Origin of the sequence: Paenibacillus sp. FSL H8-0537 (assembly GCF_038051995.1) — a bacterium.
In the GTDB taxonomy this organism is placed as follows: domain Bacteria; phylum Bacillota; class Bacilli; order Paenibacillales; family Paenibacillaceae; genus Pristimantibacillus.
The window spans coordinates 232,461-246,339 of sequence record NZ_CP150290.1 but is presented as its reverse complement, the minus strand read 5'-3'; the positions used below and the strand labels follow the sequence as shown (position 1 = coordinate 246,339).

The following is a 13,879-nucleotide window of genomic DNA, read 5'->3' as shown; positions in this document are numbered from 1 at the left end:
GTTTTTCAGCTATAAAAATGATATATTCGCGTTATCTATTCTCACATGAAGAGAGCGAGGAAGCGGAACCGATGATTTTAGCCGATCTATTGAAAATACCTTCCCTCTCCGGCTCGACGGTTGCTGCCGGGCACGCCGGACTAAACCGCAAGGTCAGCACCGTCAATTTAATGGATGCCCCGGATATCATTCATTATATTAAGCCGCAGGAGCTGCTCGTCACGACTGCTTATGCACTTAAAGATACGCCGCAGGATCTCGTCGCGCTAATCACCTCAATGGCCGCCGTCGGCTGTGCAGGCCTCGGCATCAAGACGAAGCGTTTCCTTGCCGAAATGCCGGAAGCCGCTATCGCCCGAGCGAATGAGCTGCAATTCCCGCTTATTGAATTGTCGCTTGATGTGTCGCTTGGCGATATACTCAATCAATCGCTGGGCTTTATTTTGGAGAAGCAGACCGATGAGCTGCGATATGCGCTGGAGAGCCATCGCCACTTTTCCAATATTGTGCTCAAGGGACAGGGGATTCACGAAATTGTTCAGGAGCTCGCGGCGCTGCTGAGCAGCCCTACGCTGCTGTTTGATTCGAAGCTTACGCTAGTTGCGGCTTCGTCCCATTTTCAGAAAGAGCCGTATTCCCGCATGCTCCCTCAAATCTCCTTGGCAGTAGGCTCGCTGAGCGCACAGGACAAGGAATCCGTCTTCTGCCTGACTGCCCCTGAGCCCAGCGTCTTCAACCATGTTGCCGTGCATCCGATCAAGACGTATCAGCCGCAAGGCTTTCTCGTCTCACTCCAGCATTCGTACCAGCTCCAGCAGCTTCCGGCGCTCGCTATGGAACAAGCTGCCAACGTCATTAGCTTTGAGCTGCTGAAGACGCAGGCGGTCAAGGAGCGGTCGCGGCGCTACAAAAATGATCTGTTTTCGGATTTTGTAGACGGCCTCGTCACCTCCGAGCAGGAAATGCTGCGCCGCGGCCAACGGTATGGCCTGAACGCTGGCACCACTTCCTCCTTGTGTATTGTGGCAAAGCCAGATAGCAGCGCTGATGAACCCGCCAACACTGCAGCATTCAAAGCCGTTTTCCAAGCATCATTCAAAGCAAAGCCGTTTGAAGAACAGCAGCTAGCCGACTATGAGGAGCTGTATGACAGCTTAAAGGCCGCTTTCAAGGAGCAGGGGCTGTCCTTTATCATTTTCAGCAAGAAAAGCTGGCTTGTGCTCCTGCTCACCTTCCAGCCCGAGGAAGCTCAGACAGTGGCACCAGAACTGCTGGCTCGAATCAGTGATCAGGTATTCGAAAGCTCAGGCATCCCCGTCTCCTTCGGCATTGGCAACCCGGTCAAGAAGCTGACCGACATTCCTGCGACCTACAAGGAAGCGGTTGACGCCTGGGAGACAGCATTCACCAGCCGCAAGCGCCGATTCGTGCAGTTTTACCATGCCAAGGAGCTGACGGATTTGCTTCGCTTGCTGCCAGCCCAGGAGCTGAGAAAATTTCACAACGACATGTTCAAGGAGCTGAACCGGCTGGAGGACAAAGAGCGCAGCGAGCTGATGCGAACGCTCGTCGTTTACCACAGCAACAACTGCCAGATCGCCGAAACGGCAAAGCAGCTGTTCGTACACCGCAATACCGTCATTTACCGCTTGGAAAAATGCGAGCAGCTTACAGGCCGCAAGCTGCGAAATGACAACGACAATTTGCGCTTCCGTATTGCTTATCTCATCGGCCAAATTTTAGAGCCGCCGGGATCGTAATTTTTTACCAATTTATTGAATATTAACATGACGACTACTTCTATAAAGAAGGATTCGCACGATTTTTGTCGAATGTTATCCTTCATAAATGTAAGACTTTATAAGCGATAGGCTTATGGAAGCCTTATATTTTCATACGGAGAAGGAGGCGACAGGCTATGGCTGGACCTTATATCTTCATTTTCACCGGTACTAGCGGATCTGGAAGAAAAACGATGGCTCACCGGATTGGCAAGGAACTTGGCATCAAGCATGTCAGCTCTTACACAACACGCCCTCCAAGAGATTCTGAGCCGCCTGACCGCGACTATCATTATATTGAGCAAGAACGCTTTGACCGCATGAACGCAAGCGGCGATTTTATTGAAATCGCCGCTATCCATAAGCATCATTATGGTATCCGCACTCATGAGCTCACTGATTTACTGAGCGAGGGCAAGCATGTGTACATGATTCTCAACAGCGATGGCGCTTCGCTAATCAAGAAGCTGTACGGCGAGCAAGTCGTCCGCATCTTCTTGTACGTAGAAAAACGCACGGTCATTGAGCGGCTGGAGGCGAAGGGGCTTCCTGCGGAGGTGATCAACAACTACATCTCGATTTACACCGAAGAGGTCGTCTACCGCAAGCAATGCGAGCATGTGCTGGAAAATCTCGACCTGAATCGCACGATGATGAAAATTCGCGAGGCGATACAATCGCATTTATAATCAGAGTTAATTGCATACAAAAGGAGCCGCTTTGCAACAGCAGAGCGGCTCCTTTTGCATGCATAAAAAAAGCCCGCCTGACGATGCAATAACGCTCGTCTAGGCAGGCATTCACAACTTTCTTCTGAGCCTGTCGCTTGCGATCGGCTACTTAATAAAACCAAGCAGCATTTCGCGAATGACCTTCGCAGCAACGATTTGCGTTTGCTCCGTTGGGTCATAAGCAGGCGCTACTTCTACAAGGTCGCAGCCAACAACGTTTACACCGGAAGCTGCGATAGCGTGAACCGCCTCGATCAGCTCTTTCGATGTAATGCCGCCTGCTTCTGCCGTACCTGTGCCCGGCGCTGCCGAAGGATCAAGCACATCGATGTCGATCGTCAAGTAAACCGGACGTCCTGCCAGCTCCGGAAGCACTTTTTTCAAAGGCTCCAGCACCTCGAACGGGTGGAAATTAATGTTCTCGCGGGCATATTGGAACTCCTCGCGGGAGCCCGAACGAATACCGAATTGGTAAATGTTTTTGCCGCCAAGCAGTCCTGCTGCTTTGCGCAGCGGCGTGGAGTGCGACAAAGGCTCGCCTTCATAGCTTTCACGCAAATCCGCATGCGCATCAAAATGAATGATCGCAAGATCCGGATATTTCGCATATACCTCTTGGAAAATCGGCCACGATACGAGATGCTCGCCGCCCATTCCAACTGGCATTTTGCCATCATTCAGAACGCCGCGAACAAATTCGCCGATAATTTCGAGGCTGCGTGCCGCGTTGCCGAATGGCAGCAGCAGGTCGCCTGCGTCGAAGTATTCAATCTCTTCCAGGCTGCGGTCGAGATACGGGCTGTATTCTTCCAGGCCAATCGATACCTCGCGAATACGCGGAGGGCCGAAGCGCGAGCCTGGACGGAAGCTGACGGTAAAATCCATCGGCATGCCGTAGATTACCGCTTTGGAAGCCGCATAATCCTCAGAGCTCAGGATGAAGACGTTGCCGGAATATTTTTGATCGAGTTTCATGAGGGCTTGTCCTCGCTTTCTGTACGTTTGCTTATTTAATCAGGTCTTCCACAAATTTAGGCAGCACGAATGCCGCTTTGTGAAGGCGCGGAGTGTAATATTTCGTATCGATCTCGGCGATCGATGCTTCGTCAACCTCAAGCGGATCGTATTTTTTGCTGCCCAGCGTAAATGTCCACAGGCCGCTTGGATACGTAGGAATGTTCGCACCGTATACACGCACGATTGGGAACACTTCTTTCACATCTTTATTGACGCTTTGGATCAGGTCAGCTTTAAACCACGGGTTGTCTGTCTGTGCAACGAAAATGCCATCTTCCTTCAGCGCTTCGTAAATACCTTGATAGAAGCCGCGTGTGAACAGGTTGGCTGCAGGGCCAACTGGCTCAGTGGAGTCAACCATAATGACATCATACGTGTTTTTGTGATCGTGGATATGCATGAAGCCGTCATTCACGATAACTTCTACGCGCGGGTTGTCCAGCTCGCCAGCAATGGTCGGCAAATATTTTTTCGAATATTCGATAACTTTGCCGTCGATGTCAACGAGGACCGCTTTTTTCACCTTAGGGTGTTTCATGATTTCGCGAATAACACCGCCGTCGCCGCCGCCCACAACGAGCACATGCTCAGGGTTCGGGTGCGTGAACAGGATCGGGTGCGCCACCATCTCGTGGTAAACGAACTCATCCTTAACGGTCGTCATAACCATGCCATCCAATACGAGCATCGTTCCGAATTCTTCCGTCTCAATCATATCGAGCTTTTGAAAGTCCGTTTGTTCCGTAACATAAGTTTCTGTAATCTTCGCCGTAATGCCGAAGCTGTCCGTTTGTTTTTCCGTGTACCACAATTCCATAGCGTGATATCCCTTCTTTCCGTCAATGGTTCAATCTGTATTATAGTAGAACGAGGTCAAAAAGCAACCTTTTACACCATATCTGCCCAAAAAATTAACACTCCGCTAACATAAGATGAATATAGCCTCCCTGCTTTTTCCATACTAAAGAGGAATGATCGTTCATCCGAAGGGAGCACGCTCCATGAACAAGCACAAAATCAAGCCCGTCAAGCCGTCCTTAAGACGAAAGCTTTCCGCGTTTTCTGAGCGGTTTTTCCCTAGACTCCATCAGCGGCCAAGCAAGAACCGAATTAGGCGTCCACAAGCGGCCCAAGCATCCGCACAGCTCGCATCATCCCGGCAGCAAACCTCTGGCATGGTCCAGCAGCTTACGGCCTTTCATCGATTTAAAAAATGGGCGGGGCGAATCGCCGCGCTGTTTCTGCTGCTGACCGCCTGCCTTGTCGGCGCTCTACTGTATTTAAGCATGCAGTCGCTGCCCGCAGCATCCATTAGCCAAACCTCTCAAATGCTCGACCTGCATGGTCAGGTTATCGATACATTCCATACTGGCGAAAATCGCCGTTCGGTTCCGCTTGATCAAATTTCCCCCAATCTAGTGAAGGCGACCATCGCTATTGAAGACAGGCGCTTCTATGACCACCCTGGCTTCGACCTTAAAGGACTGGGGCGCGCCATTGTAGCAAATACCGTTTCGTTATCAGCCAAGCAAGGGGCCAGCACCCTGACGCAGCAGCTCGCCCGCAATTTGTATTTGACGCATGAGAAAACGTGGCAGCGCAAATTCAAGGAAGCGATCTACACCATGCAGCTGGAGATGCATTATTCCAAGGATGAAATTTTGAGCCTTTATTTGAACCAAATTTATTACGGCCATGGCGCTTATGGCATTGAGGCGGCAGCTTCGCTCTATTTTAATAAGAAAGCATCGGAATTGACGCTCGCCGAAAGCGCCATGCTGGCGGGCATTCCGAAGGGACCCAAATATTATTCCCCGTACATGGATATGAAAAACGCCAAGGACAGGCAGCTTACCATTTTGTCCATTATGGCGGAGGATGGCGTGATTTCGAGGTCGGACGCGGGTAAGGCTTATGAAGAGCTGCTGCAATTTCAGCCTCTTGGAGCCGGCAACCAGAGCGGATTCGCGCCGTATTTTCGCGACTATGTAAAGTATTTGGCCGTGGACAAGCTTGGCATCAACGAACAGCTGCTGAACGAGGGCGGCATTACGATTTATACAACCCTTGATCCTGTGGCGCAAAATGCTGCCGAAACCGCCATCGACAAGGAATTGTCGGGCAGCGAAGGGCAGCAGGCAGCGCTCATCTCGCTCGATCCGCGCAATGGCTACATTAAAGCGATGGTTGGCGGGCGCGATTACAAAAATAATCAATTTAACCGTGTATTTGCCGATACACGCCAGCCCGGCTCTTCGTTCAAGCCGATTGTTTATTTGACCGCGCTCCAAAGCGGCCTCTTAACGCCTGCTTCACGATTCAAGAGCGAGCCCACTTCCTTCATCTACGATGAGGGACGTAAAGTATATAAGCCCAGCAATTACAATGACAAGTACACCAATGACTTTATTACGATGCGGCAAGCGATTGCCAGCTCCGATAACATTTACGCTGTAGATACCATTATGACGGTTGGTGCGGACAAAGTAATTGAGACGGCGCGCAAGCTGGGCATTACGAGCCCTATGAGCCCGCTGCCTTCACTCGCTCTGGGCACTTTCCCGGTCAGCCCTTACCAGATGGCTTCCGCTTTCGCCGTGCTGGCGAACGGAGGCAAGCGGGTAGAGCCGATCGCCATCATGCGAATCGAGGATCGAAGCGGACATGTTTTATATGAAGCGAAGCAGCAGGCCCAGCAGATTGTTGATCCTGCAAATGCGTTCGTATTGACCAGCCTGATGGAAAGCGTCTTCGAGAGCGGAGGCACCGGAAATCGCGTGGCAGCCATGATCAAACGGCCCGTTGCCGGCAAAACGGGCACGACTGCTAATGATGCTTGGCTGGTTGGCTATACGCCAGAGCTTGCTACAGCGGTGTGGACAGGCTTTGATAAAGGCCGCAAGCTGACCGTGGCCGAAGCTCACCACGCAGCGCCGATTTTCGCAGCCTATACGGAGCAGGCGCTATCAGCGGTTCCGCCAAAAATTTTCCCAATACCCGCAGATGTCGTCAGCGTCTACGTCGATCCAGCTAGCGGCAAAGTCGCAGAAGCCACCTGTTCGGGGAAACAGCTCGAATATTTCGTCAAAGGCACTGAGCCTGTTGAAGTATGTGGTGAAGCTTCAGAAGATCCCAGCAACTCCTCCGTCCAAGGAACAGATGAGAGCAAAACAGCCAAAGAACGAAAACCATGGTGGAATGATTTGAAGCGCTGGTGGCAGCACGACTAAGACAAAAACCTAAAAGTAAAGCTACTTCACCTAATTTTGTCGAAAATTTGATCAAATCGTGAATTTTCTTTGAACAAATTGCATAAAGTGTGTTATAATGAGTGCAAGAAAGCACTTACAAGTAAACGGGGTGTTTATAATGACAACGAAAACAGCAACAATCAGCGACGTTAAATCAGCAACTACAGCTAGTGTGAAACGTTTGGTAACCGCAATGACCATCATCGCTTGGACCGTTCTCTCTATAGGCGTAGTCCTTTGCTTAATAAATCTCAGCCACTTCAGCGACAAGAACGTATGGCTTATGGTCGGGCTCGGATTTATGGTCGGCAGTGTATTTATTTACACAATCGGCACTGCAATTGGCCTTGTTCATGCAAGACGGGCGCAGGCTGAAGAGCACAAGTAACCGTATTGAAGCAGCACCACAATGGAGAAGACACAATTTAAAGTCTCACCGTCGAATTGACAGTGGGGCTTTTTATTTTTTTCAACCTATTTAATGTAGCTACAATTATGACGATAGGATTCATGTGAAAGGACAAGCCTTAGCCCGCACAAACCACCAAAGGACGGTGACAGCCGCTTCATCTTAGATAAAGTCACGTTTTTTTGAGAGCCAGTGAATGACAATTGTCGAACTAGTGAACTTTCTATTACGAAAAAAAGACGAATTGTTGACGTAATTGTTAAGTCAGCAGTTATTCTCCGTAACTTCTGCTAATGTTAAGGCTAAGAGTATATCCAAGGAGTTGAACCATTTGAGACGTTATATTCGTGTATTGACACCCCTGCTCATCATGCTGATGGCCGTTCTTCTCTCTGGCTGCGGCGAGCAGTATCTGGTGCTCGATCCAAAAGGACCGATCGGCGAAAGCCAGAAGGATTTGATTTATTTTTCGACGATCCTCTGTCTAGTTATTGTCGTGCCTGTTCTGATTTTGACCGGCTTCATCGTATGGCGCTATCGCGACAAAAAGGGCAACAACGCTCCTTACCAGCCTAACTGGAATCACAGCACGAAGCTGGAGATTATTTGGTGGAGCATTCCAATCGTAATTATTGCTATTCTGGCGATCGTGACGGTGAAGTATACGTACGAGCTGGAGCCATCCAAACCAATTGTTTCTGCTAAAGCACCGGTAACGATTGAAGTAACCTCATTGGATTGGAAATGGCTGTTCACTTACCCCGAAGAGGGCATATCTACAGTCAACTATCTTCAAATACCAGAGGGCACTCCGATTCAATTCAGACTGACTTCTGATACGGCGATGAATTCGTTCTGGATTCCACAGCTGGGCGGCCAAATTTATACGATGTCCGGCATGGCCATGACCCTTTATCTGCAGGCAGATGAAATCGGCAATTATTATGGCTCGGGCGCCAACTTCACTGGGGAGCATTTTGCGCAAATGACCTTTAATGTGAAGGCAACTTCCGAGGATGATTATAAGGCATGGGTTCAAGAGGTGAAAACAACTGCTCCCGCTCTGACGCAAGAAGGCTTCGAGAAGCTTACTGAGCCAAGCGTCGAGACTGTACAATCGTTCTCCTCCTTCCCTGAGGGACTGTTCCAGAAAGTCGTGATGCAATATATTGGCGAAGGCGGCTCTGCCCATCATCATGGCGGCTCCGCAGCTACAGAAGAAGACTCAAGCAAGGGTCACGAGGATATGGATATGAGTGATATGGACATGAAAGATATGGACGGTATGGATATGAATCATGACCAAGAATCTTCAACGAACGAGCATTCACATTAAACACAAGACGAAAGGAGACGCCGCATGTTTCAGAATCTAATCGATTTCTTGCTCAATGATTTTTTCATCACTGGCGACCCGCTCATTCTTGGAGCACAGGTATCCATCGGCTTGTCCATGGTTGCTGTCGTATTCGCCTTGTCGTATTTCAAAAAATGGCGCTGGCTATGGACGGAATGGCTGACCACCGTCGATCATAAACGGATCGGGATTATGTATATTATCGCGTCGATTCTCATGCTTTTCCGTGGTGGTGTCGATGCCCTGCTGATGCGGGTGCAGCTCGCAGTACCGCAGGTAGAGTTCCTCCACGCCGATCACTATAATGCGATCTTTACAACGCACGGCGTCATTATGATTTTATTTATGGCGATGCCGCTTATGTTCGGCTTATTCAATATCGTTGTGCCGCTGCAAATCGGCGCGCGCGACGTCGCCTATCCATTCCTGAACTCGCTCAGCTTTTGGATGTTTTTCTTTGGCGCCATGCTGTTTAACGTTTCCTTCGTTATCGGCGGTTCGCCGGATGCAGGCTGGCTGGCCTATCCACCGCTCTCTGAGCTGTCAGGAAGCCCAGGTCTAGGACAGGATTTCTATATTTGGGGCATTCAGATTTCCGGTATCGGCTCCTTGGCCACCGGCATTAACTTTGTCGTAACGATTTTGAAAATGCGCGCACCAGGCATGAAGCTGATGAAAATGCCGATGTTTGTCTGGTCCGTCCTTTCATCATGTATTACGATTATGTTCGCTTTCCCAATCTTGACCGTTACACTGTTCCTGCTGTTCATTGACCGTTACTTCGGCGCTCACTTCTTTACGCTCGATGGCGGCGGTAATCCGATGATGTACATCAACCTCATCTGGATGTGGGGACATCCCGAAGTTTATATCGTTATTTTGCCAGCATTCGGTATTTTCTCTGAAATCGTTTCGGCTTTCTCGAAGAAAAAGCTGTTTGGCTACAAATCCATGGTATTCGCCCTCATGTCGATCAGCTTCTTCTCGTTCTTTACATGGGCGCATCACTTCTTCACCATGGGCTCCGGCGCGAACGTCAATGCCTTTTTTGCCATAACGACGATGCTTATTGCGATTCCTACAGGCGTTAAAGTATTTAACTGGCTGTTTACGATGTTCCGAGGCAAGCTGACGTTCCCAACGCCAATGCTTTGGACGATCGCGTTTATTCCTTGCTTTGTCGTCGGCGGTATGACTGGGGTTATGCTTTCCGTCGCCCCTGCTGACTTCCAGTTCCACAACAGTTACTTCCTGATTGCCCACTTCCACCAAGTGCTGATCGGGGGCGTCGTATTCGGTTACTTCGCCGGACTTTACTACTGGTGGCCGAAGATGTTCGGATTCAAGCTGCATGAAGGCCTTGGAAAATGGGCATTCTGGCTGTGGAACATCGGTTTCTACGTTTGTTTCATGCCGCAGTACGCGCTTGGCCTGATGGGCATGACCCGTCGTTTCAACGAATACAACTTTGATATGGGCTGGCAGCCGCTTAACGTCGTTTCCACTGTCGGCGCGTTTATTATGGGTCTGGCGTTCCTGTTCCAAGTATGGCAAATCGCGCACAGCATCAAGTTTTACAAAAAAGAGCCAAACGGCGATTCATGGGATGGCCGTACGCTGGAATGGTCGATTCCATCTCCTGCACCGCTTTATAACTTTGCAAGAGTTCCGGTTGTAGAGAGCGAGGATGCTTGGTGGGAAGAGAAGCAGCGTCTGGCAAATGGCGGAAAGCCTAAGCCGCTTGCTCCACTTGAACCGATTCATATGCCGAAAAACTCTGCCATTCCATTTTTGATATCCGTTTCCTTCTTCGTTATGGGCTTCGGGTTCGTCTGGGATTGGAAATGGATGATTATACCTGGCGCAATCGGCATTGCCATTTGCATGCTGGCACGTTCCTTCAGCTACGATACCGACTACTACATTCCTGTAGATGAGATCGAGCGGACGGAAGCCGCATTAGGAGGGACAAAATAATGGCACAAGCAGTAACCGGTCATGACAAGCACGGCCATGGCGGCCACGGTCATCATGACGAGCACCATGAGCATGAACATGAATCACTCAAAACATTCGGCTTCTGGATGTTTCTGATTACCGACGTTATTTTATTCGGTACGCTATTTGCAACATTTGTCGTTCTTCGATTCAGCACGGATGGCGGTCCTACGGCCGCCGAGATGTTCAAGATGCCTGGCGTTATCGCCGAGACATTCATCTTGCTCACAAGTAGCTTCACAAGCGGTATCGCTGTGCTTCAAATGCACAAAGGCAATAAGAAGGGCCTCATTGGTTGGCTCGCTGTTACTGCGGTTCTCGGTCTTGCCTTCATCTATTTGGAGGTTAGCGAGTTTATCGAGCTGGTACACGAAGGCGTAACAATTGGCACTAGCGCTTACTGGTCAGCCTTCTTCACACTCGTCGGTACACACGGACTTCACGTATCGGTCGGTATTGTATGGATGACGGCGCTGATGATTCAGCTGTACCGTCGCGGCATTACGCCAGTTACACAGCGCAAGGTTAATATTATTAGCTTGTACTGGCACTTTTTGGACGTCGTATGGATTTTCGTCCTTACGGTCGTCTATCTGATGGGGGTGATGTAGCATGGATAACCACAACTCGCATTCCCCGTCTCATGAAACACATGGTTCCATGAAATCCTATGTCATCGGGTTTGTATTGTCGATTATTTTGACCATTATCCCGATTGTCATTGTCATGAACGGTATGCTAAGCAAGCAGCTGACGGTAATCGTCATTCTGATTATGGCCGCTTTGCAGTTCGTCGTTCAATTGTTATTCTTCATGCATTTAAGAGACGAGGAAAAGCCGCGTTACAATACGATGGCACTCATATTCGGGCTCGTCATCCTGCTCACCATCGTTGCAGGCTCCATCTGGATCATGGCCTACAACGTAGTAGGTTAACTTACGCATAACAGCAAGAACCTCCGCTGGCGCTCCTTGGACGCTGGCGGAGGTTCTTGCTGTTATGCTTTATTTTCCAATTCAGCTATAGTACACTTGGAATAGCTTTTAACCCGATCAGACTGCAGCTAATGCTGCGTCTCCACATTATTTTTAGGAGGAACCATTTACATGTTGAAAAAGAAAAGCACTAAAAAAGCTTTTTCGCTGCTACTGCTTATGGCAGCTATGATGCTTGTTATATCCGCTTGTGGTGCAGGAAGCAATGCAGGCAGCAATTCCAGCTCAGGAGCCGCTGGAACGGCAGCAAGCGCGTCCAGCGCGTCTTCCACGCCCGCTGCATCGGCCGAGCCATCACCAGACCAGGCGGCCAATCTTCTTGATTCGGACAAGCATCCGCTCGTAACGATTCAAATGAGCAATGACACCACTATTAAAGTTGAGCTGTACCCGGAGATTGCACCGAATACAGTTAACAATTTTATATCACTTGTCCAAAAGGGCTATTATGACGGGTTGATTTTTCACCGTGTCATGCAAGGGTTCATGATTCAAGGCGGCGACCCGGACGGAACAGGAGCTGGCGGTCCTGGCTACTCCATTCCTGGGGAATTCACATCAAACGGCTTTCAAAATGATTTAAAGCACACGCGCGGCGTAATCTCCATGGCGAGAACGGGTGAACCAAATTCCGCCGGCTCACAGTTTTTCATTATGGTAGCAGATGCGCCAACGCTTGATAACCAATACGCTTCCTTCGGAGCCGTCATTGAAGGCATGGATGCCGTTGATGAAATCGTCAACCAACCAACGAACAGCCAAGATCGCCCGAATGAGCCGCTTTCGATGACGAAAGTGACCGTCGACTTGAAGGGCATGACGTTCGAGGAGCCGGAGCAAACAAAGTAGGATATGATAGTTGCATTTGATCTGCATGGCAACAAGGAAAGAGGCTAGCGCCCAGCGCTAGCCTCTTTATTTATCCCAACAGAGTCGCCTTCAACCAGCGTCACATAAATTCGCTCGTTCTCGACCGGCTCTCCAGCTATGATTTTCAGCAGCTGCTCAGATGCAAGCGCTCCCCATTTATGTTTGGAATAATCAATCGTAGCCAGCTTTGGCTGCATATACGACGCCAGCTCCACATTGTCAAAACCGATAATATGAATATGCTCCCCCACGACATAGTCTGTCTGGGATACATAGTTGTGTACGCCAATCGCCATCTCATCGTTCATACAAAAAACAGCAGCTGGCTCCGTATACTCAGCTAATATTTTTTTTGCCGCTTCCTCGCCGGATTCCTTGCGGAAGCTGCCTTCAATCGCTTTAAACGTTAAGTCATCGCAGCGCTCCACCGCCTGCTTGACCGCCTGCAGCCGCTGACCTGCATCATAGGACTCATCCGGACCCATAATGGCATAGATTTTGCGAAAGCCCCGATCCAGCAAATGCTCCATCGCAAGAGTAGCTCCTGCCTTGTTATCAAGCAGCACCTGATTGATGTTCGGGTGGTTCAGCTCGCGGTCGAGCACGACTACTTTATGTCCCAGCGCCGCATAGCGCAGCAGCTCATCGCTATCGAACGTGGCATCGAGCACAATTGCCCCATCAATCATCCGCTCAGGAAGCATGCGATGCGAACGTTTGCCGCTGCATACGATCGTATCATAGCCTTTGCGGTGCAGCATTTCATTCACCCCTTGCAGCAAATCCCCGTAAAAGGCCCCACTGAAGTCGGTCAAATATACGCCAATAATTTTAGTCTCACGCGTCTTAAGCGTTCGGGCAGCTGCGTTCGGCACGTAGTTCAACTCTTTGGCTATAGCTAAAATTTTGGCGCATGTCTCCGATGTCACCTTTGGGCTGCCATTCAGCGCGTAGGAAACCGTCGATATCGAGACACCAGCCCTCTTAGCGATATCTTTAATACTGACCACTGCACTCTCTCCAATCTGTTACTTCAAGCGTAAACGGCTGTAGCTACCTATAGTAGCAAAGCTCGTTTCGCGTAGAAATGTAAGCCTGATAATAAGAGTTACCCCTTATTATTCTTAGATTTCAAGCGTAAACGGCTGTAGCTACCTATGGTAGCAAAGCTCGTTTCGCGTAGAAATGTAAGCCTGATAATAAGAGTTACACCTTATTATTCTTAGATTTCAAGCGTAAACGGCTGTAGCTACCTATGGTAGCAAAGCTCGTTTCGCGTAGAAATGTAAGCCTGATAATAAGAGTTATCCCTTATTATTCTTAGATTTCAAGCGTAAACGGATGCAGCTACCTATGGTAGCAAAGCTCGTTTCGCGGAGAAATGTAAGCCTAAAACATATAAAAGCCTATTAAAGGCATATAAACTTATAAACACTTATATTTTAAATTATTCCTGATTAATTAACTAT

General features: G+C 49.3%; 12 protein-coding genes. 9 read left to right on the top strand and 3 right to left on the bottom strand.

Features of this window, described 5'->3' with window-relative positions; genetic code table 11:
• Positions 1 to 71: 71 nt before the first annotated feature.
• Together MHB80_RS01065 and MHB80_RS01060 are read left to right on the top strand one after the other, a co-directional pair.
• Positions 72 to 1,760 (top strand): PucR family transcriptional regulator ligand-binding domain-containing protein, encoded by a 1,689-nt coding sequence (locus MHB80_RS01065; RefSeq protein WP_341280446.1) that lies wholly within the window; start codon positions 72 to 74, stop codon positions 1,758 to 1,760.
• Positions 1,761 to 1,918: 158 nt separating this feature from the next.
• Positions 1,919 to 2,470, top strand: coding sequence for a guanylate kinase (locus MHB80_RS01060; RefSeq protein ID WP_341280445.1), 552 nt, complete (start codon positions 1,919 to 1,921; stop codon positions 2,468 to 2,470).
• A 147-nt stretch (positions 2,471 to 2,617) separates the two neighbouring features.
• On the opposite strand, the gene speB is transcribed toward MHB80_RS01060, so the two are convergent.
• Both speB and speE read right to left on the bottom strand, forming a co-directional pair.
• A complete protein-coding gene (speB, locus tag MHB80_RS01055) occupies positions 2,618 to 3,487 on the bottom strand; it encodes an agmatinase (protein WP_046229589.1) in 870 nt (289 codons plus the stop codon).
• Between the two features lie 31 nt (positions 3,488 to 3,518).
• Positions 3,519 to 4,346: a polyamine aminopropyltransferase gene (speE, locus tag MHB80_RS01050; protein ID WP_341280444.1), complete on the bottom strand. Its 828-nt coding sequence runs from the start codon at positions 4,344 to 4,346 to the stop codon at positions 3,519 to 3,521.
• A gap of 184 nt (positions 4,347 to 4,530) precedes the next feature.
• On the opposite strand from speE, the gene MHB80_RS01045 reads away from it, so the two are divergent.
• From MHB80_RS01045 to MHB80_RS01015, 7 genes are all read left to right on the top strand, one after another.
• A complete protein-coding gene (locus MHB80_RS01045; protein ID WP_341280443.1) occupies positions 4,531 to 6,759 on the top strand; it encodes a PBP1A family penicillin-binding protein in 2,229 nt (742 codons plus the stop codon).
• A 139-nt stretch (positions 6,760 to 6,898) separates the two neighbouring features.
• A complete protein-coding gene (locus MHB80_RS01040; RefSeq protein WP_341280442.1) occupies positions 6,899 to 7,168 on the top strand; it encodes a hypothetical protein in 270 nt (89 codons plus the stop codon).
• 391 nt (positions 7,169 to 7,559) lie between these two features.
• Positions 7,560 to 8,525 (top strand): ubiquinol oxidase subunit II, encoded by a 966-nt coding sequence (cyoA, locus tag MHB80_RS01035; protein WP_341282821.1) that lies wholly within the window; start codon positions 7,560 to 7,562, stop codon positions 8,523 to 8,525.
• 24 nt (positions 8,526 to 8,549) lie between these two features.
• Complete coding sequence (locus MHB80_RS01030; RefSeq protein WP_341280441.1) at positions 8,550 to 10,523, top strand: cbb3-type cytochrome c oxidase subunit I; 1,974 nt, start codon at positions 8,550 to 8,552, stop codon at positions 10,521 to 10,523.
• The gene (gene cyoC, locus MHB80_RS01025; protein ID WP_338553968.1) at positions 10,523 to 11,155 is read left to right on the top strand and encodes a cytochrome o ubiquinol oxidase subunit III; all 633 of its coding nucleotides are present in this window, start codon (positions 10,523 to 10,525) and stop codon (positions 11,153 to 11,155) included. The genes MHB80_RS01030 and cyoC overlap by 1 nt, the downstream gene beginning before the upstream one ends.
• A 1-nt stretch (position 11,156) precedes the next feature.
• The gene (gene cyoD / locus MHB80_RS01020; protein WP_341280440.1) at positions 11,157 to 11,480 is read left to right on the top strand and encodes a cytochrome o ubiquinol oxidase subunit IV; all 324 of its coding nucleotides are present in this window, start codon (positions 11,157 to 11,159) and stop codon (positions 11,478 to 11,480) included.
• 171 nt (positions 11,481 to 11,651) lie between these two features.
• Positions 11,652 to 12,389 carry a peptidylprolyl isomerase gene (locus MHB80_RS01015; RefSeq protein WP_341280439.1) on the top strand — a complete coding sequence of 246 codons (738 nt, stop codon included), beginning with the start codon at positions 11,652 to 11,654 and terminating at the stop codon, positions 12,387 to 12,389.
• A 44-nt stretch (positions 12,390 to 12,433) separates the two neighbouring features.
• Here MHB80_RS01015 and MHB80_RS01010 read toward each other — a convergent pair whose 3' ends face one another.
• The gene (locus tag MHB80_RS01010; RefSeq protein WP_341280438.1) at positions 12,434 to 13,420 is read right to left on the bottom strand and encodes a LacI family DNA-binding transcriptional regulator; all 987 of its coding nucleotides are present in this window, start codon (positions 13,418 to 13,420) and stop codon (positions 12,434 to 12,436) included.
• Between the last annotated feature and the right edge of the window lie 459 nt (positions 13,421 to 13,879).

What these genes read in the sequence shown, in the direction of transcription:
- MHB80_RS01030 (WP_341280441.1), top strand. Translation starts at nt 8,550, where the DNA reads ATGTTTCAGAATCTAATCGATTTCTTGCTCAATGATTTTTTCATCACT.
- cyoC (WP_338553968.1), top strand. Translation starts at nt 10,523, where the DNA reads ATGGCACAAGCAGTAACCGGTCATGACAAGCACGGCCATGGCGGCCAC.
- cyoA (WP_341282821.1), top strand. Translation starts at nt 7,560, where the DNA reads ATGCTGATGGCCGTTCTTCTCTCTGGCTGCGGCGAGCAGTATCTGGTG.
- MHB80_RS01045 (WP_341280443.1), top strand. Translation starts at nt 4,531, where the DNA reads ATGAACAAGCACAAAATCAAGCCCGTCAAGCCGTCCTTAAGACGAAAG.
- MHB80_RS01040 (WP_341280442.1), top strand. Translation starts at nt 6,899, where the DNA reads ATGACAACGAAAACAGCAACAATCAGCGACGTTAAATCAGCAACTACA.
- speE (WP_341280444.1), bottom strand. Translation starts at nt 4,346, where the DNA reads ATGGAATTGTGGTACACGGAAAAACAAACGGACAGCTTCGGCATTACG.
- MHB80_RS01015 (WP_341280439.1), top strand. Translation starts at nt 11,652, where the DNA reads ATGTTGAAAAAGAAAAGCACTAAAAAAGCTTTTTCGCTGCTACTGCTT.
- MHB80_RS01060 (WP_341280445.1), top strand. Translation starts at nt 1,919, where the DNA reads ATGGCTGGACCTTATATCTTCATTTTCACCGGTACTAGCGGATCTGGA.
- MHB80_RS01065 (WP_341280446.1), top strand. Translation starts at nt 72, where the DNA reads ATGATTTTAGCCGATCTATTGAAAATACCTTCCCTCTCCGGCTCGACG.
- speB (WP_046229589.1), bottom strand. Translation starts at nt 3,487, where the DNA reads ATGAAACTCGATCAAAAATATTCCGGCAACGTCTTCATCCTGAGCTCT.
- cyoD (WP_341280440.1), top strand. Translation starts at nt 11,157, where the DNA reads ATGGATAACCACAACTCGCATTCCCCGTCTCATGAAACACATGGTTCC.